The sequence below is a fragment of the Cupriavidus sp. YAF13 genome, from assembly GCF_052113425.1.
Taxonomy (GTDB): Bacteria; Pseudomonadota; Gammaproteobacteria; order Burkholderiales; family Burkholderiaceae; genus Cupriavidus.
Window position 1 is genome coordinate 40,444 of sequence record NZ_JBFRDD010000043.1, and the last position, 21,403, is coordinate 61,846.

At 58.8% G+C, this 21,403-nt stretch carries 23 protein-coding genes and 8 pseudogenes; 16 read left to right on the forward strand and 15 right to left on the reverse strand.

What is annotated here, in order from left to right; translation table 11 throughout:
- The first annotated feature begins 67 nt into the window (after positions 1-67).
- Positions 68-499 carry a hypothetical protein gene (locus AB4061_RS28980; RefSeq protein WP_441639675.1) on the forward strand — a complete coding sequence of 144 codons (432 nt, stop codon included), beginning with the start codon at positions 68-70 and terminating at the stop codon, positions 497-499.
- Between the two features lie 39 nt (positions 500-538).
- Here AB4061_RS28980 and AB4061_RS28985 read toward each other — a convergent pair.
- Positions 539-948, reverse strand: a pseudogene (locus AB4061_RS28985) (IS6 family transposase); the annotation flags it as partial.
- A gap of 42 nt (positions 949-990) precedes the next feature.
- Here AB4061_RS28985 and AB4061_RS28990 point away from each other — a divergent pair.
- The 3 genes from AB4061_RS28990 to AB4061_RS29000 all read left to right on the forward strand — a co-directional run bounded on the left by AB4061_RS28990 (position 991) and on the right by AB4061_RS29000 (position 3,925).
- Positions 991-1,722, forward strand: a complete 732-nt coding sequence (locus AB4061_RS28990) for an IS6 family transposase (protein ID WP_441639676.1) — start codon at positions 991-993, stop codon at positions 1,720-1,722.
- Between the two features lie 247 nt (positions 1,723-1,969).
- Positions 1,970-2,221: a hypothetical protein gene (locus tag AB4061_RS28995; RefSeq protein ID WP_441639677.1), complete on the forward strand. Its 252-nt coding sequence runs from the start codon at positions 1,970-1,972 to the stop codon at positions 2,219-2,221.
- Positions 2,222-2,764: 543 nt separating this feature from the next.
- The gene (locus AB4061_RS29000) at positions 2,765-3,925 is read left to right on the forward strand and encodes a hypothetical protein (RefSeq protein ID WP_441639678.1); all 1,161 of its coding nucleotides are present in this window, start codon (positions 2,765-2,767) and stop codon (positions 3,923-3,925) included.
- A 63-nt stretch (positions 3,926-3,988) separates the two neighbouring features.
- On the opposite strand, the pseudogene AB4061_RS29005 reads toward AB4061_RS29000, so the two are convergent.
- From AB4061_RS29005 to AB4061_RS29015, 3 genes and pseudogenes are all read right to left on the reverse strand, one after another.
- Positions 3,989-4,207 (reverse strand): annotated as a pseudogene (locus AB4061_RS29005) (transposase); the annotation flags it as partial.
- Positions 4,208-4,482: 275 nt separating this feature from the next.
- Positions 4,483-4,791 (reverse strand): EthD family reductase, encoded by a 309-nt coding sequence (locus AB4061_RS29010; protein WP_441639679.1) that lies wholly within the window; start codon positions 4,789-4,791, stop codon positions 4,483-4,485.
- Between the two features lie 302 nt (positions 4,792-5,093).
- On the reverse strand, positions 5,094-5,294 hold the full coding sequence (locus AB4061_RS29015) for a hypothetical protein (RefSeq protein WP_045237738.1): 201 nt from the start codon (positions 5,292-5,294) through the stop codon (positions 5,094-5,096).
- Between the two features lie 529 nt (positions 5,295-5,823).
- On the opposite strand from AB4061_RS29015, the gene AB4061_RS29020 reads away from it, so the two are divergent.
- The 4 genes and pseudogenes from AB4061_RS29020 to AB4061_RS29035 all read left to right on the forward strand — a co-directional run bounded on the left by AB4061_RS29020 (position 5,824) and on the right by AB4061_RS29035 (position 8,092).
- Entirely contained in the window at positions 5,824-6,012 is a 189-nt protein-coding gene (locus AB4061_RS29020) for a DUF1016 N-terminal domain-containing protein (protein ID WP_441639680.1), read from the forward strand.
- A gap of 127 nt (positions 6,013-6,139) precedes the next feature.
- Positions 6,140-6,280 carry a hypothetical protein gene (locus tag AB4061_RS29025; RefSeq protein ID WP_441639681.1) on the forward strand — a complete coding sequence of 47 codons (141 nt, stop codon included), beginning with the start codon at positions 6,140-6,142 and terminating at the stop codon, positions 6,278-6,280.
- Positions 6,281-6,868: 588 nt separating this feature from the next.
- Positions 6,869-7,135 carry a hypothetical protein gene (locus AB4061_RS29030; RefSeq protein WP_441639682.1) on the forward strand — a complete coding sequence of 89 codons (267 nt, stop codon included), beginning with the start codon at positions 6,869-6,871 and terminating at the stop codon, positions 7,133-7,135.
- 363 nt (positions 7,136-7,498) lie between these two features.
- Positions 7,499-8,092, forward strand: a pseudogene (locus AB4061_RS29035) (type IV toxin-antitoxin system AbiEi family antitoxin).
- A gap of 382 nt (positions 8,093-8,474) precedes the next feature.
- Here AB4061_RS29035 and AB4061_RS29040 read toward each other — a convergent pair.
- On the reverse strand, positions 8,475-9,011 hold the full coding sequence (locus tag AB4061_RS29040) for a dihydrofolate reductase family protein (RefSeq protein WP_441639683.1): 537 nt from the start codon (positions 9,009-9,011) through the stop codon (positions 8,475-8,477).
- 678 nt (positions 9,012-9,689) lie between these two features.
- Positions 9,690-10,097: a macro domain-containing protein gene (locus AB4061_RS29045; protein WP_441639684.1), complete on the reverse strand. Its 408-nt coding sequence runs from the start codon at positions 10,095-10,097 to the stop codon at positions 9,690-9,692.
- A 732-nt stretch (positions 10,098-10,829) separates the two neighbouring features.
- On the opposite strand from AB4061_RS29045, the gene AB4061_RS29050 reads away from it, so the two are divergent.
- The 5 genes and pseudogenes from AB4061_RS29050 to AB4061_RS29070 all read left to right on the forward strand — a co-directional run.
- Positions 10,830-11,138, forward strand: coding sequence for a DUF3892 domain-containing protein (locus AB4061_RS29050; RefSeq protein WP_441639685.1), 309 nt, complete (start codon positions 10,830-10,832; stop codon positions 11,136-11,138).
- A 262-nt stretch (positions 11,139-11,400) separates the two neighbouring features.
- Positions 11,401-11,829: a tyrosine-type recombinase/integrase gene (locus AB4061_RS29055; protein ID WP_441639686.1), complete on the forward strand. Its 429-nt coding sequence runs from the start codon at positions 11,401-11,403 to the stop codon at positions 11,827-11,829.
- A 50-nt stretch (positions 11,830-11,879) separates the two neighbouring features.
- Positions 11,880-12,134: an H-NS family nucleoid-associated regulatory protein gene (locus AB4061_RS29060; protein WP_441639687.1), complete on the forward strand. Its 255-nt coding sequence runs from the start codon at positions 11,880-11,882 to the stop codon at positions 12,132-12,134.
- A 103-nt stretch (positions 12,135-12,237) separates the two neighbouring features.
- Entirely contained in the window at positions 12,238-12,660 is a 423-nt protein-coding gene (locus tag AB4061_RS29065) for a GNAT family N-acetyltransferase (protein ID WP_441639688.1), read from the forward strand.
- A 591-nt stretch (positions 12,661-13,251) separates the two neighbouring features.
- A pseudogene (locus tag AB4061_RS29070) lies at positions 13,252-13,555 on the forward strand (catalase/peroxidase HPI); the annotation flags it as partial.
- A gap of 237 nt (positions 13,556-13,792) precedes the next feature.
- On the opposite strand, the gene AB4061_RS29075 reads toward AB4061_RS29070, so the two are convergent.
- On the reverse strand, positions 13,793-14,710 hold the full coding sequence (locus tag AB4061_RS29075; RefSeq protein ID WP_441639689.1) for an MBL fold metallo-hydrolase: 918 nt from the start codon (positions 14,708-14,710) through the stop codon (positions 13,793-13,795).
- 120 nt (positions 14,711-14,830) lie between these two features.
- On the opposite strand from AB4061_RS29075, the gene AB4061_RS29080 reads away from it, so the two are divergent.
- Both AB4061_RS29080 and AB4061_RS29085 read left to right on the forward strand, forming a co-directional pair.
- A complete protein-coding gene (locus AB4061_RS29080) occupies positions 14,831-15,283 on the forward strand; it encodes a heavy metal-responsive transcriptional regulator (protein ID WP_441639690.1) in 453 nt (150 codons plus the stop codon).
- 223 nt (positions 15,284-15,506) lie between these two features.
- A pseudogene (locus tag AB4061_RS29085) lies at positions 15,507-15,665 on the forward strand (IS4 family transposase); the annotation flags it as partial.
- A 714-nt stretch (positions 15,666-16,379) separates the two neighbouring features.
- Here the strand turns inward: AB4061_RS29085 and AB4061_RS29090 are convergent.
- Complete coding sequence (locus tag AB4061_RS29090) at positions 16,380-16,832, reverse strand: Lrp/AsnC family transcriptional regulator (RefSeq protein WP_441639706.1); 453 nt, start codon at positions 16,830-16,832, stop codon at positions 16,380-16,382.
- 114 nt (positions 16,833-16,946) lie between these two features.
- Here AB4061_RS29090 and AB4061_RS29095 point away from each other — a divergent pair, with 114 nt between their 5' ends.
- On the forward strand, positions 16,947-17,588 hold the full coding sequence (locus AB4061_RS29095; RefSeq protein WP_441639691.1) for a LysE family translocator: 642 nt from the start codon (positions 16,947-16,949) through the stop codon (positions 17,586-17,588).
- Positions 17,589-18,065: 477 nt separating this feature from the next.
- On the opposite strand, the gene AB4061_RS29100 is transcribed toward AB4061_RS29095, so the two are convergent.
- The 7 genes and pseudogenes from AB4061_RS29100 to AB4061_RS29130 all read right to left on the reverse strand — a co-directional run.
- Entirely contained in the window at positions 18,066-18,296 is a 231-nt protein-coding gene (locus AB4061_RS29100; RefSeq protein ID WP_441639707.1) for a DUF1731 domain-containing protein, read from the reverse strand.
- A gap of 48 nt (positions 18,297-18,344) precedes the next feature.
- Positions 18,345-18,845 carry an NAD-dependent epimerase/dehydratase family protein gene (locus AB4061_RS29105; protein WP_441639692.1) on the reverse strand — a complete coding sequence of 167 codons (501 nt, stop codon included), beginning with the start codon at positions 18,843-18,845 and terminating at the stop codon, positions 18,345-18,347.
- Positions 18,846-18,896: 51 nt separating this feature from the next.
- The gene (locus tag AB4061_RS29110; RefSeq protein WP_441639693.1) at positions 18,897-19,577 is read right to left on the reverse strand and encodes a hypothetical protein; all 681 of its coding nucleotides are present in this window, start codon (positions 19,575-19,577) and stop codon (positions 18,897-18,899) included.
- Positions 19,574-20,185 (reverse strand): annotated as a pseudogene (locus AB4061_RS29115) (cryptochrome/photolyase family protein); the annotation flags it as partial. The pseudogene AB4061_RS29115 and the gene AB4061_RS29110, both read right to left, overlap by 4 nt.
- A 230-nt stretch (positions 20,186-20,415) precedes the next feature.
- Positions 20,416-20,529, reverse strand: a pseudogene (locus tag AB4061_RS29120) (H-NS family nucleoid-associated regulatory protein); the annotation flags it as partial.
- A gap of 329 nt (positions 20,530-20,858) precedes the next feature.
- A complete protein-coding gene (locus tag AB4061_RS29125; protein ID WP_441639711.1) occupies positions 20,859-20,999 on the reverse strand; it encodes a hypothetical protein in 141 nt (46 codons plus the stop codon).
- 77 nt (positions 21,000-21,076) lie between these two features.
- Positions 21,077-21,277, reverse strand: a pseudogene (locus AB4061_RS29130) (hypothetical protein); the annotation flags it as partial.
- Positions 21,278-21,403: the final 126 nt, after the last annotated feature.

Sequence of the window (21,403 nt, forward strand, 5' to 3'; positions counted from 1 at the left end):
GCCTTGTGCCGGCGCTGGTCCGACATATATTGAAAGTCCTTCCAGCGTGCACTTCCGGAAAGCCCATATGCTGTACCAGTTCATCGAGTATCAGCGTTCGCTGATTGAGCCATGGACGGCGTGGGCGGCGCAGGCCACCAATGCGTTCACCGAGCGCGACTGCCTCCTTGCCCGTATTCCGGGGGCGTCCTGCTTCGCCGCGGGCTATGAAATGCTCTACCGTCTGGGCAAGACATACGGGAAGCCCGCCTTCGGCATGACTGCGATCGACGCGGACGGCCGCACCGTGGCTGTGGACGAGCAGGTCGCGCTGGAACGGCCATTTTGTCGTCTGCTGCAGTTCGCGCACGACCCGGTTGCCGCGCGGGGACGGAGGCCGGTCGTGCTGGTGTGCGCGCCGCTCGCGGGCCATCATGCGGTATTGATGCGTGAAGTCGTGGAAATCCTGCTGCCCGTGCATGAGGTCTATGTGACGGACTGGAGGGTTCTGTCGCAGTAAGAGAGATCGGTCGCCAAGAAGGCCGCAGTGAAGCTTAGCTTATGAGACCAGGGAATAGAATTGCAGTGCAGCGGACACGGTGGCCCCACCGGAACGGTGCATCTGCCCCTTGGCGATCATATGCATCAACTCGATGCCGCCAAGGACAATGCGCGCGCATCGAAAGGCTTTGAAGCCAAGCATCGGCGGGTGATGCGCTTGACCGCCCGATGATCCTGGTCGACGATATTGTTCAGGTATTTGATCTGACGGATGACGATGGGTGCCTCTCGTTTGACATTGATGTCGTGCAGGGCCGCCAGGTTGGCCGGGCTGCCGTCGATGATCACCGAATCGGGCTCACCATTTTGGTCGGAGGCCTTCTCGAAAAAGCGCCGTGCCGCAGCCTTGTCGCGCTGGGCGCGCAACAGGAAGTCGACGGTGTCGCCCGCCTTATCGACCGCACGGTACGGCATTGTCACGTTGGGAAGCCGGTCGCGTAAGATAGAGCGATGAGGAAGAAATCGCTCTATCACGGCCACCGTTTCCCGCCGGTAGTCATCAGCCACGCGGTACGCTGGTACTTCCGGTTCAATCTCAGCCTGCGTGACATCGAGGAATTGCTGTTCGAGCGCGGCGTGATCGTCAGCTACGAGACGATTCGCCGCTGGTGCGACAAGTTCGGCGCGGGCTTCGCGCATCGCGTCAAAGCTGCGCGCCGCAAGCCGGGCACCACCTGGCATCTGGACGAGATGTTCGTAATGCTTCGCGGCGAACCTTACCTGCTGTGGCGCGCGGTCGATGAGCATGGCGCCGAACTCGACATCCTACTGCAGAGGTGCCGCGACAAGGCCGCGGCCAAACGTTTCTTCCTGTTCGTGCTGCGTTCCTGCCCGGCGCCGCGCAAGATTGTCACTGATCAACTGCGCAGCTACCCGGCCGCAAAGGCCGACATCCCGGAGTTGGCCAACGTCAAGCACGTGTTCGTGAAGGCCGCCGCCCGCGTGAACAATCGGGCCGAGAACAGCCACCAGCCGACTCGTGAGCGGGAGCGGCGCATGCGTGGATTCCGCGACCGGGTACGCACCCAGGCCTTCCTCTCGAACTTCGGTCCAATCCGCCAGCATTTCGCGCTCAAGCGTCATTTGCTTAGCGCTTCGCTTTATCGCAAGCACCTCGCCGTGAGATTCGCTACCTGGCACGAATTCACCGAAGTGGCCCAAAATCCATCAATCGCCTCCTGAGCAATGGGCACGCTCGCCACAGCCTTGTCTTCCTATCGGCAAGTTGACAGAGCCGTAGCAGCCGGTCGGTAAGGCCTTGATCGCCCTCCTGGACATTCTCTTCGATACCGCCGCTGTCACGCAACGCGCGATCCGACCCGCCGCGGCGAACCGGATTGTGTCAATCCCGCAACGGCATGGATCGTCCCGAGACATCCTCGTGTAGCCTCATTGCCAATTACCTCCTGTTATACGGTGCAAGTTCGCTATGGCGCAATACCTCCAAATTGGAGTCCGAGCAGTCGGCGTCGGCGCCATCCTTGTGATCGTCGCCGTTGCCTCCCGGCAAGTATATCTGCGGGCCGCTGCTGAGGCTGGCATTGCCGGCGGTGAAGAGGATCCCGCGGCAATGATGTTGATTCGATGCGAGGCCATGCACAGCCGCCTGCAGAATCAGCCTGTTTCCGAAGACGCTGCGGATGCCGACGAGGCGCCGCGTGCCCGATGTATGGCGTCCTGAACTCGCAGCAATCCTAACCGATCCGCAGTTCACCCCCTAGTGTGACGGTAGCGGGCTGTCGCACGCGCCAGCCTGGAGTACGTACTCGCCAAGGCTGACGCGGTGCTGGTGACTAATGACCAGACGTTCCGGCGCGTCCCTCGGCTAGCGGTGGAGGACTGGACGATGCCGGTCGGAAATTGACCGTAGCAAACTGAACAGTTGGCTATCGGCGGGTTGGGGGCTCTCAAAACGATCTGGCGAACCACGAGCAAAGGCAGTAACGGCGAACTGGCCACGTTGCGCTGAGCCGGCAGGCAGTGCTATTGGACCTTCCACCCGGCGCCTGGGCTAGGTGCGCCCCTCGGCCAGCGGATTACTATGCTATGCCGGCGGCAAAACGCGTTTCGTAATCTGCTGACCGCGTAAGTGGGTATTCCTGGGAGGCGCCAAGACGCCCCGCTCCCCGAGTGCATATGCCTCATCAGGCATTTATCATTATTTATTTGCAAAGGATAAATTATTAGTATAGGATAAATGCTGATAAACGCACCAGGAAGACGCATGTCCGAGCCGTCCGCCGCCTCCGAACGTTACACCTTTCGCCGCCCCGCGTTGGCGGCAAGCTTCTGCGCAGCCCTGGCCGGTGAGGGAATCCAGGATGCCCGCTCGGGCCTGTTCCTCGCGGCGCCGCGCCGGGTAGGGAAGTCCACGTTCCTGCGCGAGGACCTTACGCCAGCCGCCGAGCAGCGCGGCTGGGTCACCGTGTATGTCGACTTATGGTCGAACAAGGCGCACGACCCGGGCGAGCTGATCGCCGACGCCATCAAGCACAAAATTGCCGATCACGCCGGTGTCGTGGGCAAAGCCGCAAAGGCCGTCGGCCTCACCAAGGTCACCGTCATGGGCACCCTTGGGTTAGACCTCACCACCACGGGATTGCCTGCGGGCGTCACGCTCACGCAGACCCTTGAGGCGCTGCGCAAGGCCGCCAAGCAACCGGTTCTCTTGATCGTTGATGAAGCGCAGCATGCTCTGACCACGGAGAAGGGCGTGGAGGCAATGTTCGGACTGAAGGCGGCGCGCGACGCGATGAACGTTTCGGGCAAGGCCCCGGACCTCATGCTGGTCTTCACCGGCTCAAGCCGGGACAAACTCGCGCACCTGGTCATGAATTCACGCATGCCGTTCTACGGCTCCCAGGTGACGCCGTTCCCGCTGCTCGATAGAAACTTTACCGACGAATTTACCAAGAGCGTGAACCGGGCGCTCGCCGCGGGCAATCAGTTTGAGCCCGAGGCCGTCTACGAAGCCTTCGTGATGGTCGGGCATCGCCCGGAGTTGCTGCGCCACCTGATTGGCTCGATCGCACTGGCGAACGAATCGCCAAACCTCAGTACCCGGCTCAAGGATGACGCGACGCTCGTCCAGGAGCGCTTGTGGCATGACGTCGAAAACGACTTCACATCATTGTCGCCACTTCAGCAGGCAGTAGTGCGTGTCATGGCTGCCAAGGATGGTCAATTCTCTCCCTTCGGAGAGAGCGCCATTTCCGCGTACAAGGCCCTTGTGCCGGATCATGTGAGCGTCAGTGCTGGGACGGTTCAAAATGCGATTGACGCCCTTCGTGAGCGCGAGATCGTATGGAAAGAGTCGCGAGGGTCGTACGAGATCGAAGATCAAGCGTGGCTGAATTGGCTCCGCGCCAGAGGCCTGACGTCCTGAAGAATGCGGCAATGCGATGCGCCAGGCGAGCGGTCACCGAAACGACTTGGTGACCTGACCCGGCTGGGCGGCCAAGTCGTGCCGCTCCAGCAAGTGAAGAAATCTCAAGATCGTGCTTTCGTCTGGCAACCGCGCCATGGCATCGTCCAGGTCAGCGAACTCGCGATAGAGCGGCACATCATGAAGCGCTTCTTCCATGGCCGGATCTGACAGGCCGAACCACTGCTGCAGGAAGTGAACGCGCAACATCGTCCCGATCGGAAATGGTGGGCGTCCGGTCCTTCAATGCGGGGCGGACGGTAGAGTTTTTCCGCGTCGGGTAGCACAAGAAAACGACCCCGCCAGTTTCGAGGCATGCGACGGCGTCGAGAATTGGGGACGCCGCGGTGGGGTCCATGCCCGATGGCATGAAGTTGGGGGCATGCGAAGATTCGCCCAAACCGCTATCACATGCACGCGTCCCTCGCGGTGTGGCCACAACTCCCGGGCGCCTGCCATGGCCGTTGTGACAGCGTGCACATCCCCCTCGCGCAGAAAATGGGTCGTGAACTGCCGGCCTAAACTTCCTTCGTGTCGAATATGAGCATGTCAACACCGGCCTGGGCAAAATTGGCCACGTCAGCTGCTGCGGCGGCGCCCTCAGGCGAAGCCATTGCCTGCTGGAGCGCCGCCAGCGAATCGAAGCTCAGCACCGCAGCCAGGTGAAATGGCGAATCGCCGGCCGGGCTTGTAACCGGGCCGCTGCTGACCTCGTAGCGTCGCAGGCCGGCGATCTTCTTGGCGATCGGAACATGGGTCGAGAAGTAATATGAATCGAATGCCGCCGTGTCCGCAGGCTTCTTGTATAGCACCACTAGCTTTGCCATCGTCGTTTCTCTAAACGTGAGTTAGATAGAGCCTGTGCCTGCTCAGTGTAGCTTTCTCATAGCGTGTGAACCCCATTTCTGTCAGGACACGTATCGTCCGGTGCGCTTGAGGCATAACGGTACAAAACTGTGGTTCGCAGCGGGTTCCGGCGTGGGTCGACAGGGCCATGGCTTGGGGCTCGCGGTGTGGAACGCTACAGAGTCACGCCCCCCGCCATTCCTCGATGGACAACTAGCTACAGATATTACGGCCGCTGTGCCGAGAGCACTCCGTTTGGTCTTGGGCACAAGCTGACTGACTCTTAACGAATGCGGCGCACGGCTTCGAGCATGGAATGCCCCTGACTTGTCAGGCGGGGGTAGGCATCGCCGCTATCATGACCATGCTCCAACGTGACCAGCTTGTGAACCAACAAGGTGTCCAATTGCTCGGGCTCGAGGTCGTCGATCTCCTGCGTGTCGCCAAGTAGCAGTAGCGCGGCGATTTCATGCGGGCTTAGCATGTCGCCCTCCTTTGTCGTGGTTGGAATAAAGAACTACGACTGCTGCCCCGAGCTCGATTCCACAGTGGACGGTGGCGACGGCAGCGGGTCATCGGTGCGAGGAGCAGGGAGCGTGCACCGAACGGCCACAATAGACTTCTTTATCGCCGGCATCAAGTCAGATATATGCGGCAATGCCGCAAAGTGAAGCGGCGCCAGAGTATCGACAGGTGGTTGACGCGAGCACGGTATCAATCTGAATCGGCTGCCCATCTCCCATCTCCAAGGAGCGAGTCCTGATCGACGCTCGGCGCAGCCACCTTTACCGCTTGGCCCGCGCTGTTCATGTCGGCTTTGTCTGCATGACGGCGCACACCCTCGATGCCTACAGACTGCGCCAAATCGAGGGTCGGCCGGGATTCGCGAAAAACCCGCCAAATCCCTGGCAACCCGTTGATTGATCGAGGCAATCTAGCCCGCCCAGTACCCGGATGACATCCCCTGCTGCTATGTCGCGCTAAAGCCCTCTTTCTTGCGATCGCGCCCCGCAATGCCGCGCCAAACCGTGATCCACTCGGAAATACTGGGCGGCGAACGCGCCGAATACGGCGAGCAGATCGTCGTTTCTCTGTCGCGGCGGTTGGAGGCAGAACACGGCCGTGGCTTCAGCGCCAAGAATTTGCGGCACATACTGCGCTTTGCTGAGGCTTTCCGAGCGAGGACATTGTCTACGCACTGAGTAGACAATTGAGTTGGTTGAGCGCAGCGACGGGTGTCGCGAGCTGCGGTGTGTGCCTGCCGCTGGCGTCAAACTACTGGCCAAAGGCACGATCTACGTGGGCGGCGAGTGGGATGTTGCCTAAAACGTGATCACTGCGCCGGCGGCCGTGCCCGTGTGGCACGTGAATCTGCGGCTTGAGCGCTCGTTGACCGCCGGGGAGCTGGCGGCGCTGGGCAGCATCATCGTCGCACCGGAGCCGGGCTCGCCATATCGGGTGTGGGCCTAATTACTCATTTTTGGCGATTTCCATTCCATTGGGGCGGGGACAAAATAGCGCTCACCGATCATTTATTTCTACCCAATATTATCCTGAACAGGCCTGTATTACTTTGTTTGTGTGGTCAAATTTGTTCAATAATTGCCATGTCCTTCATTTAACAACTTTTAAGAGGTATTTATATGTTGGATGAGCACGCCATTGGTCTGATTGCGGGATGGGAGCGGAGCCTCGCCACGATGAAGTCACCATGGCGAGAGGCACAGAAGGACGAGATCCGAGCAGCACGGTCGGATGCTGCTAGCTCCCCACTGTTTTCCGCAGAGTACAAGCGACTTTTCATCGCCGAAATAGATCGGCTGCTCGCGCTCTGAATCTTGATTCGCCAATTCCTGCCGACCTTGGGCGGATTTTTCATGCTCGCGTGCGAGTTGGCCACGCCGTATAGGGTGTGGGCCTGAAGATACTTGTCTGGCCCGACCAATTCTCTACAATTACCATGCGCAGTTGTCGCGCGGCGCGCGCCCGAGAGTAGGGGAGGGGCTCGCCAGTATCGATAGTTATGCTTGGGACACATGACGAGATCTGGAGGCAACTATGTATCCGCATGAGCGCACTCTGGTGGTGATCTATCCACTTGAATCGGGCGAATGGTTTTTCGCTGAAGTCAGCGGGGCAGGTGTAATTCACTTCGGGCCATTCGAGTCCGAGGATATGGCGAAAGTTCTAATCTCGGATATGTATCCGGAAACGCCAATTGTGGAGTTGCCCGCGCAATCCACGAAGCTGGATAACGACGCTGTGACGATCTTGGGATACGCCGCAGCACAGCAACCAACGGTTCATGAGGACGCCGGCGAGTAGCCGCGTCAGCAGCCATAGACCACCAGCCACCTTCGGGTGGCTTTTTCATGCCCATTTCATGCGCAAAAAAAAAGACCGGACCGCGCGGGGGCGTCCAGTCCGATCCTGCGCAGCGGCGCGAAAGGTGAAGCAGCTACCGCTGCGAGGCGAGAAGTTAAACATATTAAATTCTGATATAGGCGACGTCTAATTCATCTGTTGTTGTATGCCAACGCTTAATTCCGATTCAAAGCCCGTAATGTGCTGATTTATTCATTTTTTGAGTCCACATGGACCTACAAGCCTTTGCCGGCCTTCGCTATTGCAGGCCTCCAATCGATAGATTGCCAAGCAAGTAGGATCGCACTCGGCTCACTGGACACCGTGTTCAATGAACGGGCAGAGCGCGGCTGGTTGCTGGAGACGGCTACGGCGGCACGTCGGCGCCTGACGGGACCCGATCGGTTGCTCGACAAATGGGTCACCAACTATCCGACGATTCTCCGGCCGCGACTTGACGCTCGGCGTTTCGCAGCACCGGAGCCCGATTGGTGGCGGGACATGTCGCTCGCGGAATTGAAGAGTGTCTACTGGGGCGGGGAAGTCGCAGCCGAGATGGTGACGGCCTATCTCAGACCCGAAACCCAGACGCTATATGTGGTACCAGAGCACAGTTGAGAAGGCGTGAAGGACTTCGTGCAAACGCATCGACTCCGTCCGCAGACAAACGGCCCCATTGAGATCTTCGATGCGTCTTGGGAGCATCAAAGTAGCAACGCAAAGCAGCCAGAGCTAGCCCCGGCCGTATCGGTTTATGCAGATCGCACGGCAAGCCTCAGTTCCCGGAACCAGGAAGTTGCGGCGAAAGCCGCAAAGCAGAAATCCGGCATGTACTCGATCAATTCTGACAGGCCGCTCGACTCGACTACTGTGGCGATTCTCCGCACGGTGGATGGTGTCCCAAAGCACGGGACCTGACCCACTTCGGGGTGGGAGCCACGGCAAGAGATATCCTTCTGACCCATTTGCATGGTCTTAGAGCCACCCGGGCGACCAAGGGTGTTGATATCGCACTTGCAGTCGAGAGCTGGACACACTTCGACGAGATCCGGGACGAGCTAAGTCGGATCGCAGGTTTTCGGGTATCGGATGACATCCAACACCGTCTTTGCTATCAGGTCGCCCGCCAAGGGCCAAAGTACCTACGGGCAGGATCAGGCGACGTCCTCATGCGGCCCTTCACCGCGGCCGAGCGGAAAGTCGGGGCGTGGAGTTGCAAAGCCACGCGCAAGCCGCGGCGATTCCGGTCTCGTCTACCGAGATAGTACCGATCACAAGCCTCATCATGCATCTTCACAAATTAGTACAGCACGCGATAAGTCGACTGCACTAGGCCGGACGGAAAGTGCCGGCTCGATTCAAGCGCCAGACTGACGTCGCGCGGCAGGGCGCCGAACAATGGTCTGCCTGCCCCGATCAACACCGGCACGGTGGTGACCACCAAATCAGCGATCAATCCGTCGCGCAGAAACGACTGAACCAACTGACCGCCATCGACGTACACGCGACGCGCGCCCGCAGCCTCCAGCTGCTTCATCGCATCCGTGGGCGTGCTATCCGCGAACCGCACCTTTCCCTGCAGCCTCTCCGGCACGGGCTCGCCAGCCAATTGCCGGGACAGCACCAGAACGGGCTTGTCGTAAGCCCATTCGCCCAGCGTGAGGATTTTTTCGTAGCAGCCTCGGCCCATAACGATCGCGTCTTTGTCGGCGATGAAGGTCAGATAGCCATGGTCTTCTGTCGACTCATCCCGTTTCAGAAGCCAGTCGATGTCTCCATCGGGGCGGGCGATAAAGCCGTCAAGGCTGGTCGCAATAAAGACGTGTCCTGTGATCATTGTCAATCTATTGTTCTGTCGGATCGCGCTCAAGCTTTAGCCGGCGCCTCGGCCCGTAGGCGCGGACTCTTCGGTCCCGCCAGACACAATCCATGAAGTTTGCGACGCTCGAATGGCAATTATCGCTGAAGGCGGAAGAAGAATCCCGGCGGCACGACTCGCGGAGGGCAAATCGGGCGTGATGCTCGAGGCGAGCACCCACACTCCCGTCGGGGTGTCCTGGGCGGCGCCGGATTCAGCGGCAGTCCCACTACCTGAAGACTGCGTAAACGAGAAGGCCCCGCCAAGGCGGGGCCAGAGACAAGCGGCGGTTTCATTCAGTGACAGCGTGTTTCCCAATGGTGATGAACTCTCACCTTATGACAATGATGATGGTGGTCATACGCCTCTGCCGGGGCGATTGCGCCCAGCGTCAGGGCAGCCGCCGCAAGAGAAAAAATAAGATGTTTCATGGCGTCTCGAGAGGTTGTTGTAGCGCTTTCAATGCTAGAAACTCCCCAAAGCCATCACCAGCCATGAAAACCCCGTCAACCGGTTCTCATGTATTCGAATTTGCACTTGGCCTATGAGCATTCCGGTTGAGCCGCTACCTCGTCCCAGGCCCACCGCATCTGGCCGGCAGCCTCTTCCGGCTCCATGCGACCGGTCAGCGTGCAGAAGCCCGGGCACAGCAGGGCTTCAAACCATGCTGCCGTGCCAGCAGCAGCGTAGCCTGAATGCCTTGTAGGCATTCAGGCTACGCGGCACCGCCATCGGCATTTCCATCGTCGGGGCGCTGATCATCCAKGGGATGTCGACCGCATCGGTCTTACTCGCCAGCGCATGCCCGACCGGCAGCAATCCAGCATGGTCCTGCCTGATCATCAGCCGCAGCCGCCGCTCCAAATCATCGCCGAAACGCTGGATGTAGGCCAGATTGATCCCGCCATCCATCCAGCCATGGCTGTTCGCCGGGCTGACAATGGCGTCGGCCGCGCGGGTAGCGAAAATGTCTTCACACAACACGTCGACCAACGGCTGCGTGGCGAATGCCAACGCCAGCGCTGTCGCGACGTCCGGGTCCAGATCACGAAACAGAACACGCATAGCCACTAGCTGTGTGAATACATCATGCCGCGATACTCGCGAACCGCAATCTCGAAGACGCGCCGCTTAGGGAACAACGCACGCGATCGTCATTCTGTTGCACCACCAACGAGCGTGTCTGCCAAGCGCAGCACCACTTCAAAATGCAAAAGCCCGACCGGGTGGTAACCAATCGGGCTTCAGGCACTGTCGACGCAGGCATCGCACAGCGTGTGCGGAAATGTACCGCTTCATTTCACGATGTTTGGTGGATGATGAAAAGGGGGAGGACGTAACATCCTGATTCCCTAGGCAATATTTCACACACGGCCGTATAACGCCTCTTATCGACTCCCGGCATCTCTCTGAAATCCCCTGTCGCCTCGCAATGGACCACAAGGGTCTGCTAAGGGCGGATCGCACCCTCGTAGTCAACTTGACCCGGCAGGGCCCGACTTCATGAATTCACTACTACCCCACATAAGTGGTATCCCCACCGAGGAGGGGAATTGCATGAACGGACCAATGTGCATTATGGAACTCTAAACAGCAGGAGTCCGTACGGCTCAGTTCCCAACTTTTAGGCTCGTACTGACCGAGGCAAAGAACATAGCCTTGCACGGCTGAAGAGAAGCGTAAATGAACCGACCACCGGACCCTCTGGACGTTGGTAGGTGATTTTCTAAAGCAACCACGTTGCTGCAAGCGCGTAACAAGAGGAGTGATCCCAGTCCAATTGAAAGGGAAACGACTATGGCCGCCAGACATCGCATCCGGTGCATTAGAAGGGCCGATCGCCAGGGCGTGCATGAGCGCATACTCAGCATCGGCGGTGTAAATTGGGACGGGCGCCCTTGGATATTAAGTCTTGCTACGGCCATCGCTGGGATTGAAAGCGGCACCTTAAATTTTTACGTGACCGATGAATGTGGTTACTCCACTTATGTGATCGTCGCTCTTCACGATGGTCACAAATATCTCAAGACGGAGAACGATGGCCTCCAGCCTGTAAATCTGCTTAGTCTTCCTGAGTGTCCCTGGAGAGAACCACCGGGGCGGTAGCGAGAAACCCAGTATGGGCGGCATAAACAACATCTGACTTGCAAGTAAATTGCACCGAGGGCGTTATGATTGAAAGAAAGCAAGTGGATTCCTTCAAAGTCCAACACGTCAACACTGGAACAATCCACGATGTCGCTGTCTATGAGCGCCGGATTGAAGGTTACCCAGTGCTGGACTTCGAAACCAATGGCGGAAGCTGTCTTCGGCGAATCTCCAAAAATCAGTTCGAGATGCCGGCAACGAAGGCCAGGTTCACTCGCGCATGAATGATATCCGCCAGCGCCGCGCACGATATCCGGCCGACCCGGGTGCCAACCGGGTCCTGGGCGGGGTCGCCTTGCTCGGCTATGCTACCGACCTGGGCGGGCGGGCGCGCGCGCCACTAACCCCGTCGATGCCGACGCCGGCATCGGTACCGTCACGCTCGCCAAGCAGATCAAGGGATTCTTCACGGCCTGCGCTGGTACGCTGCGGCTGGCTGACCCGCGCGGCGCGGCTGGATGCCGCTAGCACACACTGGCTGCGGCATACACATATTTCCCATGCGCTGGCGGCCGGGGCGCCGCTCGAGGTGGTGCAACAGAATGCGGGCCACGCCTCGCTCGACACCACAACGCGCTACGTGACCACCGAGGCGGCGCGGCGCATGGCGGCGACGCAGGCCGTGTGGAATGCCGGCAATGATGATTGATTGTGCGGCCCAAATCGTTGGACCTTTCCGACTCCCAAAACGTTATACCTATGTCTCTTGAGATTGAGCGCGCCGCAGCCACGGTCTGGATCCGTGTCCAAATGGCCAGGCACGGCCTGACCCTGATCGACCTGCAGGCGGCCGGCTGCTTCGCCGAGAAGGCGGCGCCTCCGGCACCCGCGCCAACGCGCACCTACCGCGACGCCGAAGGGCAGAAATGGGACGGGCAGGGCGAGATGCCGGCCTGGCTGCAGTGGGCCATCAATACGGGGCAGTCGGCGGAGCATTTCCGGGTCGGCGCGTAGCGGCCCTCTGCCTTCTCGCTGGTGGCGGCTCCATCCGGCGGGTTAGAATGTACGAGCCCGCATCCGGCCACGAACAGACGTTTATCCCTAGTATCGATTTAGGATGAGTATTTTAATACGTGAATTTAAAGAGGCTGATCGAGAGGCATTACAACATTTATATGTGATCACTCGGAACGCCACTTTCTTTTGGAATCATGTCGAGTTACACCAAACGATAGATTTTGATGTGCATACTAGCGGTGAGAAAATCCTAGTAGCCATCGAAGGAATAGAGATTCTTGGCTTTGCTTCAATCTGGGAAGCTGATAGCTTTTTGCACAATCTATTTGTTCATCCAATGGCCCAACGTCAAGGGGTAGGTCGAGCGCTCCTGAAGAGCTGTACTAAGTATTTCTCTAACACACCGACGCTCAAATGCCTCAAGGCCAACGCTAACGCATTGCAGTTCTACAAATCCCAAGGATGGCAAATTCTCCGAGAGGAGCTTGGACCTGATGGGCCGTACTTTCTTATATCTGCATAAGTTACGAGTTTGCCAGTCGTGACTATCTGTGACTTTCTCATCTGGACAAGATGATAGCCTGCTCCGCAGACCGGACTCGGTCTGCAGCAGACCGCAAAGCGTTACTCTCTCCGCTCCATTTGACAAGAATTGAGCGGATTTGGATTTATATATAGTGTCGGATATTCATTTTTCGACTCTAGAGCGAGAAGCCAGAATTCCTATAATAGGAAAACATCTGCAATCCAGCTATTTTTGGATCTCCGATATTTATCCGTTTTCAATAATTTGAAATAATAAACGCTCCGCGAAAAATGGCCACCCGAGTCATTCGGGCCAATCGCCCGAACACGGCTAGAGGGCATCGATCTCCGGGCCGTCTTTCGCTTCCCGGTTGAGCGCTACGTCGGACAACTACTGCCGTCACAAACTGCACCCAAAACAAGCGCTGCGTGCTGAAATCGAGTTCGCAATGACGCCGTTTGCGGTTGATCGATGGAAAAACAGAAATTCTATATTAATCAATAACTTACGGTGGCATTCCCGCACTGATGCTGGGCTTGCGAACCGTCGCAAATTGCACCGAAATCAAAGCTACCCCATACAGGGAAAGATGCGCACGGCGTCTTCACCGACCGCCCGGAAACGCTGACCAACGACTTCTTCCGCAACCTGCTCGACATGGGCGTGGAATGGAAGGCGCTCGCCCGGGATGTGTTCGAGGGACGTGACCGTAAGTCGGGGCAGGTCAAGTTGACCGGATCGCGGGTTGATCTGGTGTTCGGCTCACATGCTCAGCTCTGGGCCCTGTGCGAAGTCTACGCAAGCGAGGACGTGGCGGATAAGTTCGTCAAGGACTTCGTCGCTGCCCTGGGTCAAGGTGTTGAACCTCGGCCGCTTCGATCTGCGTAAATGAGCGTTAAGTAAGGGGTAAATCTGGGCGCCGCACCACGTTCGGCGCCCGTCCGGGCTTGAACAGACGTGATCGCTGCCTGGTTCTGGCAGCGAGCGTGATGCAGAGCACAGAGCCGCCAGGAGGCGCATCGGTGGCTGGAGTAGCACCTTAGCTGCTCCTTCCGAGCGTCCCGAAATCCAGGCTCCGTACGAGGTTCAGGGCAAGAAGGTGCGATCGCGAGCGCCGGCGGGCAAATGCTCATTCAACCCAGGCTGGAAAGTATCCCAGTGACGTCTGTACGTGCCCATCGTGCGCCGGCACCACGACAATATCTGGATGTCTGTCTATCAGCGCGCGAATCTGCTCCACAGCATCTTGTGTTTGTTCAATATCACCATCAACCAACCACCGCGCTGCCCAGAACTTCGTGCCGCCAAGCTTCAATGCCTTCGCATTCCAGACTGCATCGCCCACCAGGAAGTACTGTGTACCGGAGTCGACTGATATAAACATGCCGATCGAACCGGGCGTATGACCGAGAAGAGGAACCAGCACCACCGTGCCGTCTCCATAGAGATCCCGGCTGCTCGCGAACCCTCTGTACGGCACCGGTTCAAATGCCAAGGTTTTCCATTTGATCGATTTCGCGCTGACTTGCGAGCGCCAGCTGCCGCCAACTCCATCAGTAGGGTCCTCTATCATCGACAGTTCTGCGGGATGCACCAGCACCGTGGAATTAGGGAAGTCGCTAATGCCGCTGGCATGATCCCAGTGGCTGTGGCTTAGGATGATCGTTTGAACGGGTTCCATGCGGGCGCGCAATAGTTGGTCGATCACCGGATCGACCGGGTCCTCGTATTTAAAAAATAGACTTTGCCACCAAGGCATAGATTTCCGATATTGATCGGCCACCTTCGAGCCCAGCCCTGAGTCAAACAGGAAGGTGTCATTACCGTGTTTCACCAGGAACGCAGAGAAGTTATTGCTCACCTTGCGAGTGAAGCTCCCACCTGTGTAGACCAGAGCCTCTATAACAGATAGCTCCGCAGTTCTGATGATCGAAAAGGCCACCTTGGGCTGGATCGAAGTCGAGTGGCTGCCTGGTGGCGAGCCATTGGCGGCGATAGCCGGCATGGCAATGGTGGACAGCAATAGAAGAACTAGCCTACGAAGCATGGCGTCACCTTTTTCAAATGGTTCTGGGATCCTGTGGATTGAATCCCACGCGTACCTTAAACCTTGGTGTACACTCCAAGGTCAAGAAATATCAGGCATGTCGCATTGACGGGGGGGTAGGTGAATATCAGCGAGCTGGCGAGGGCAGTTGGCACAACTACGGATACCCTACGCCACTACGAAAAGGTGGGATTGTTGGAGCCACCCGCCCGGCTGGACAATGGCTATCGTTCATACGACGCAGAGGCCATCCGGCGCATTCAATTCGTCCGTAGCGCGCAAACGCTCGGGTTCTCGCTTGCGGAGATTCGAGAAATAATCCCGCAATTACTTAACGGCAAGTTTGGCCGAGCCGAGATCGAGCAACGCTTGAGTGCCAAGATCGGACAAATCGATGCTCATATCAAGGAGCTTCAGTCCTTGAGAAACGAGTTGGTCGCAACGGCCAACTCGCTGTCCTGTCCTCGGGACGCTCCGGTCACCATTGCATCCGCGACTAAGGCTCCCGCGATCCATAAGGCCAAGTTGCATACGGATAGGAGAATCTCAGCGCGCCGCAGTAAGCGCGGCTAGGCTCTCCCGGCATCACGATAAGGTAGCCGACGCCGTGCTCCATCAGCAAGCCAACCATTCCTTTTCCATGCCTGCATGCCATCGTCCTGATTTGCCCGCCGAGGGATGGCTGCAGTTCATGATGATTCTCTAGCGGACTTACGTTTAGGCCGCGTTGACGAAGGTGCTCCGCATCGCGCGGCGTACAAATAACGGGAATTTGCCTGCTGCGTAGCCAATGCCAGCGTCGGGCCTGCCGCATACGCGACTGGTGTATGTCGCAGATCGTGAAGCCGACATGATCGCGCTGATGGCGCGGGCGCAGGAGTTGGGCACGCCGGCGGATTGGCTGATTCGCTCGACCCATGACCGCGCGCCGCCCGAGGGCGCGAAGCTGGGTTCAAGCGCGCGTCGCCAAGGTCAAGGTCGGCAAATTCGGTTTCCGTCCAGCACGGTGCTTGCAGGGCCAAGGCGTTCACGCAAAATGCGAGAGTAAACGCGAGCAGACCAAAGTTTACAAGCCAAGCTCTGTCTCATTGACCGACGGCAGTTGGCGCAGGATCGGGCAACTGCCGACCTAGTTGTGTATAAGCCGATGCCTTCAGGTGGGTGTGATTTCCTGGCCTCCAACTATCTACGATGTCATTTTCGATTTTTGGCTTGATCTTGCAAAGGATGTCAAAACGACTAGAGGAGATGAGCATGCAACGCACGACAGAGTACAGAGGTTTTGCAATACGCGTTGATTTGCTGAACACGCCGGAGGGGATGTTTGATACTTGGTTCCAGATCAAGGGGCCAGTTCAAGCGTGTGATGCAGTCTACGGTGCGCGCCTCAAGGTGTTTGGCTCCCCTTTTTCGCGCCGCTGGGCACATTTAGTGGGCGAACTCGCCGGACGGGCGTCCATCGATCAGTCCTGGGTGTCGACGAATAATGAATCGATTCTGGCAGCTTCTCACCTAAGCAGATGTACGCGTAGGCTGCCTGGCAAAGTGCGGCTTCGCCTTCGAAGGCAGCTTTGCGGGTACATCGGCGCTCCATACGGGACAACCTAGACCCGTTGCAGCCAATCAACTCATTTCCGCTCAAGCGGCGGCTTCCAAGTAAACGCGTCATTCAGTTTCGCGGCTTAGCGGGCGGCTGTTGCAGACCCCGTGCAACTAGTGGGGTCGACATCACGATTGACGTGCGAGTTTCGCCGTATAAGTTGATACGTTCAATCAGCCGTTCCAGATCGGCCAGGCTCACCGCCACCAATCGCATGACATAGGAGTCCGCCCCGGTTACGTGGTGGCATTCGAGCACTTCGGGGATCGTGCCAAGCAACTTGAGGAACTTTGCTTTTGCAGGTTGCGGCACAGTAATGCCGATCAGCGCACTCACCGCATAGCCCGCCGCGACGGGGTTGATCCGTGCTGAGTAGCCTTCGATGACCCCGGCTTCTTCCAATCGCTTGACGCGCTCCGTTATCGCCGGCACCGATAGATGGACCTGGCGGCCCAGTTCGGTATAGGTCACGCGTCCGTGATGCTGTAGCAAGGAAAGCACCTTCCAATCCAGTTCGTCCATCATGCCGTAGTTTTTAAGGCAGAAGCACCATTCTCTCTTAAAAACTGGCTTTTTGCACGATCGTAAACTGCCTACGATGCTTCTCAACATCAACGCAGTTCGTCGGAGAAGGCCATGTTGTTCGTTAAGTCAATGGTGATGGGTTTTTGCATAGCCGCGCCGGTTGGCCCCATCGGTATGTTGTGCATCCAGCGCAGCCTATCCCGTGGTTTTCGCTCCGGCTTTGCAACAGGAATCGGCGCAGCAAGCGCGGATGGCATCTACGGGTTGCTCGGCGCGCTCGGTATCGCTGGCTTGGCAGCGGCGCTGCCGATGCTGAGCGTGGCCCTGAAAATGGGCGGTGGCGTGTTTCTTGTTTGGCTGGCCTGGGGAATCGCTCGCGAAGTGCCTGCTGCTTCTACCGTTTCCCAAGGAGCACTGCGCACAACTGTCGCTCGCGATTTCATAACTACGTTTGGCCTTACGCTGTCCAATCCCATGACCATTCTGTCGTTCATCGGGATCTTTGCGGCGCTGGGGCCGCTGTCGGACTCGCACGATGGCCTTGGATGGCCCGCGGTATCGCTTATGGTCGGAGGGGTGTTTGCCGGCTCTGCCGTCTGGTGGTTGTGCTTGTGCACTGTGACCGCCATAGTACGGAAAGCGATACCAATCTCATTGATGCACAGCTTTTCGTGCATGTCGGCCATCGTGGTAGCTTTGTTTGGGTGCGTCCAGATGGTTTCTGGAGTGTCTAGTCTTATCCAGGGCATCTGACTTGCAGGAAGCCAGGGGCTGATGCTGCGAGAGCTTCCGGTTGCTCGAACGTCCCAAAGGTCATCAAAGTCACCGCCCGCTTCTGGGCCGATCTCCGTCATCGACACGTTCGTGGCAACGATCGACCCGAAAGGCGGCAATCGTAGAAGCGGACTCGCGCATTGGTGACGTGATGTCGAAGCCACCTTTGGCAACTCGCGACAGGCCCTAGATAGGTGTCGTCGGCGGGGCCGCTGGCATCTGACTTGTTCCAACGGGGTATTCATGAGCTCTCCTCATATCGGCTTGTACCGTTCATTGCCTATTCAACGAGGCCGAAATTCACGAACATATCGGTTCCGAATCAGTCGATCTCACTGCCGTCGCTAACGTAGCGAGCCCGGGCTAGCTGCAAAACCGATGAAACGTGTGGGCGCCGCGCTCACCATTCGAGCGCTGCGGGAAGAGGAGGTCGGGCAAGGGGAAGGGGGTGTCTTTCTATTGCCAAAGAGATGTAAGCGCGTTTCGCAATTCGCAAAATCGGAACTGGTAGCCGTCCTGCAACAGACGTGTTGGGAGGACCTCCGTGTCGCCTAGCAACAAGGCCGATTGCTCGCCAAGCACCAGACGGAACAACGCGGCGGGCAGGCGTAGGAGGACCGGCCGTCGCAGGACGCGTGCTGCCGTCCGCACGAACTCGGCCTGGCTGCAGGCGCCGGGTGCGGTCACGTTATAGACCAATGCCTCGCCGCCCCGACCATCATGGCGGCACGCGATCTACTCGAGTGCACCGAGCACGTCGGCGATGTGCACCCAACTCTGCAACTGTGTCCCGTTCCCGATCACCGCCCCCAGTCCTACCTGCAAGGCCCGACGCATGGCCGGCAATGCGCCGCCGTGGCCCAGAACAATGCCGAGCCTCACGCAGACGGTGTCGATGCCTAGCGCGCAGGCCGCACGCGCCGCCACTTCCCACTGCTGGCACAGCCGCGCAGCGTAGTCGCTGCCCGGCGCGCTGGCCTCGTCGAGACGACCCGGCGCGGCGGCGCCATAGTAGCCGATTGCCGAGGCACTCACCATCAGCCGAGGGCGGTGCTGCCTTGTCGCCAGCCAGACCACCAGTTGCTGTGTCAGGCCGATGCGGCTGTCTTCCAGCACGCGCTTGCGGCCGGTCGTCCAGCGCGGGCCCAGGATGGGGGCCAGGTTGATCACCACGTCGAAGACGGCGTCCGCCGGCAGCGCCTGCAGGCTGGCCGTAAGACGCGCGCCCGCAGGCAATCGCCGCGCCGGCGGGTTGACGCGACAACACGGTGACGGCGTGGCCTCCCATCAGCAGGCGAGATACCAATGCGCGCCCGATAAAGCCGCTGCCGCCGGTGACGAGGAAGCGCTGCGCAGCAGTTCCCTGCGGGCCCGAACGACGAGCGGCTCCAGGCCCAGAAGATGGAGGCACAAGCGCTGGGCGTCTGCAAGCTCCCGCAGGTGATCCAGTGCTGGGTGGCGGCCGGAAAATAGGCCATACGAGTCGGGTTCGCAGGCGAAGTCGATGCGGCTCGCGTAAACCACCTCTGGCACGCCATCGACGAGGCGCAGCGAACAAAGCTGCTGCCGACGGCGCAGGCGCTGGTTGAATAGAGGCAACTGCTCCTTGATGAGCCGCGCTTCCAGCAGGAGGGGCCCCGATCTCGTCCCCGGTGCGCTCATGGTCGATACGACGCAGTTGCCGCAGCATGCGCGTATCCCGGGCATTGCGCAGATGCGACAGCACGCGTGCGCGAGATCGACGCTCTTGCCGATATAAAGCGGCAGTCCGCTCCGCTCGCCATGGAACAGGTAGACGCCAGCGGCACGGGGCAGCGCGCGGGCTGCCTCGCGTAGCGGCTCCAGGGCTGACGGCAGCGGGGCGGCGCTCGGCAACGCGTCGTCCGCAGACCCGGTAATGCTGGGAAGCGGGGCGGATTGGCGACGAATCCTGCTGTCAGGCGTACGGGGAGGATGCGCTCGCTTCATAGCGAATCCCGTTGCTGCAGCGCGAGTTCAGCGTGCTCCCGCACTGCGGCACGTGCTTCTGTGCTGAAGCGGTCCCACTGGCGGTAGGCCATGGCCAGGCGCGGCAGTGTGCCGAGACGCCTCCGGTGGCGATCGAGGAATTGACAGTGGAGTGCGTTGTAGGGGCAGGCATTGACGCCGGTGCGGGCACGCTTGTCGTAGTGGCAGGCCTTGCAATAGTCGCCCATGCGATCGATGTAGGCGGCGCCAGAAATATACGGCTTGGTGGTGATCCGTCCGCCATCAGCGTACTGGCTCATGCCGAGCGTATTCGGCAGCTCGACGCATTCGAACGCGTCGATGTAGACGCCCAGGTACCAGCGATGCACCGCTTGCGGGTCTAGTCCTGCCATCAAGGCGAAGTTGCCGATCACCATCAGGCGCTGGATGTGGTGGGCGTAGGCGTCGCTTAGCGATTGTCCGATAGCCAGAGCCAGGCAGCGCATATGCGTGCGCCCGTTCCAGAACCAGGAAGGCAGTGGGCGTCGATGATCCAACACATTGAGTTTTCCTTACTCGGGCATGCGCGGCCAGTAGACGTTTCGTACGTATTCGCGCCAGCACAACAATGACCAGCTGTCTCTTAGCAGGCTGGAATATCGCTCAGCATGCGAGGATTGAGCGCAAGATTTGCGGTATCTCGAACGGTCGCCAGACGAAGGATCGCAGCGCTAGCGGACAGCGTTGTTCACATCAGCGATAATTGCAGCCCTAGGGGCATGATGCCGTCTCGAACATTATGTCTCTACTGTGTATCTGCATTTGGAGGGCGCCATACGCGACTCATCGATCCTCTGAGCTAGCAGGCAGCACGAAAATGCTCGATGGTTTGGCCCGCGTTCACCGCGCGTCGCAGCCAGTCTGGTAGCTCACCTTCACCGTCCCAGGTATGGCCTTGTGCATCCCTGAAGCGAATACGCCCTAAACGCGACGCACATTCTAGCCCAAGAAAGACATCCCCCAAGTTGGGAAACGCTGATCAATGAAGTCGGTGTATCATGGTATGCCTATGAAAATGCACCTCCTCAATGCCGCGATGACTCGCGCACTGATTTAATCAGCGTTTCCCTAAGGCGTTCATGGCATTTTCTATTTGCCCCCACAGTATTAATGCTGCCTTTTTATCGGCAGATGCGTCCAGTGGAATTGAGATGGGAGTTCCAAATGTGATGCGAATCACCGGGCGGCGAAGTAAATGCATGAGCCGGATATGTTCTGGCCCTTCGTAATGCGCGGGAATAACTATCGGCGCAAGTCCCCCTTGGGTGAAATGTGCTGGTACAGGGTTTGGCGCGTGACGCCGAGTTCTTCGCACAGATCGCCAACCTTGGTCTCCGGCTGCCCCATGGCGGCCACCGCCAGGCGCAACTTGGCGGCGGCCATCTTGAACGGTCGGCCGCCGTTCCGGCCGCGCGCGCCGAGGCCAAGCCGGCAATCGTGCGCTCGGTGACCAGTCTGCGCTCGAATTCGGCCAGTGCCGCGAAAATGCCGAAGACCAGCTTGCCGGCGGCGGTTGTGGTGTCAATGGCGGCACCATGCCCAACTGCCTCAAGCGCCGCCAGGGGCCCGATGATTTCCGTCCGATGCCGGGCCTGTTCCCGTGCCTCGCCGGACAGGGTGGCCACACCCTGCGCGGCAATCGGTAGTGCGTCTGCCGCCATGCCCAAACCTCGCTTTGGTGCATAAGAGTATTGAGCATAGTCGAGATTGGTGCTGACAACTACTGATATTCGGCTATCAGAAGCCGTATGCACACCGGGCGCAATCCCCAGACAATTGGTGCAGTC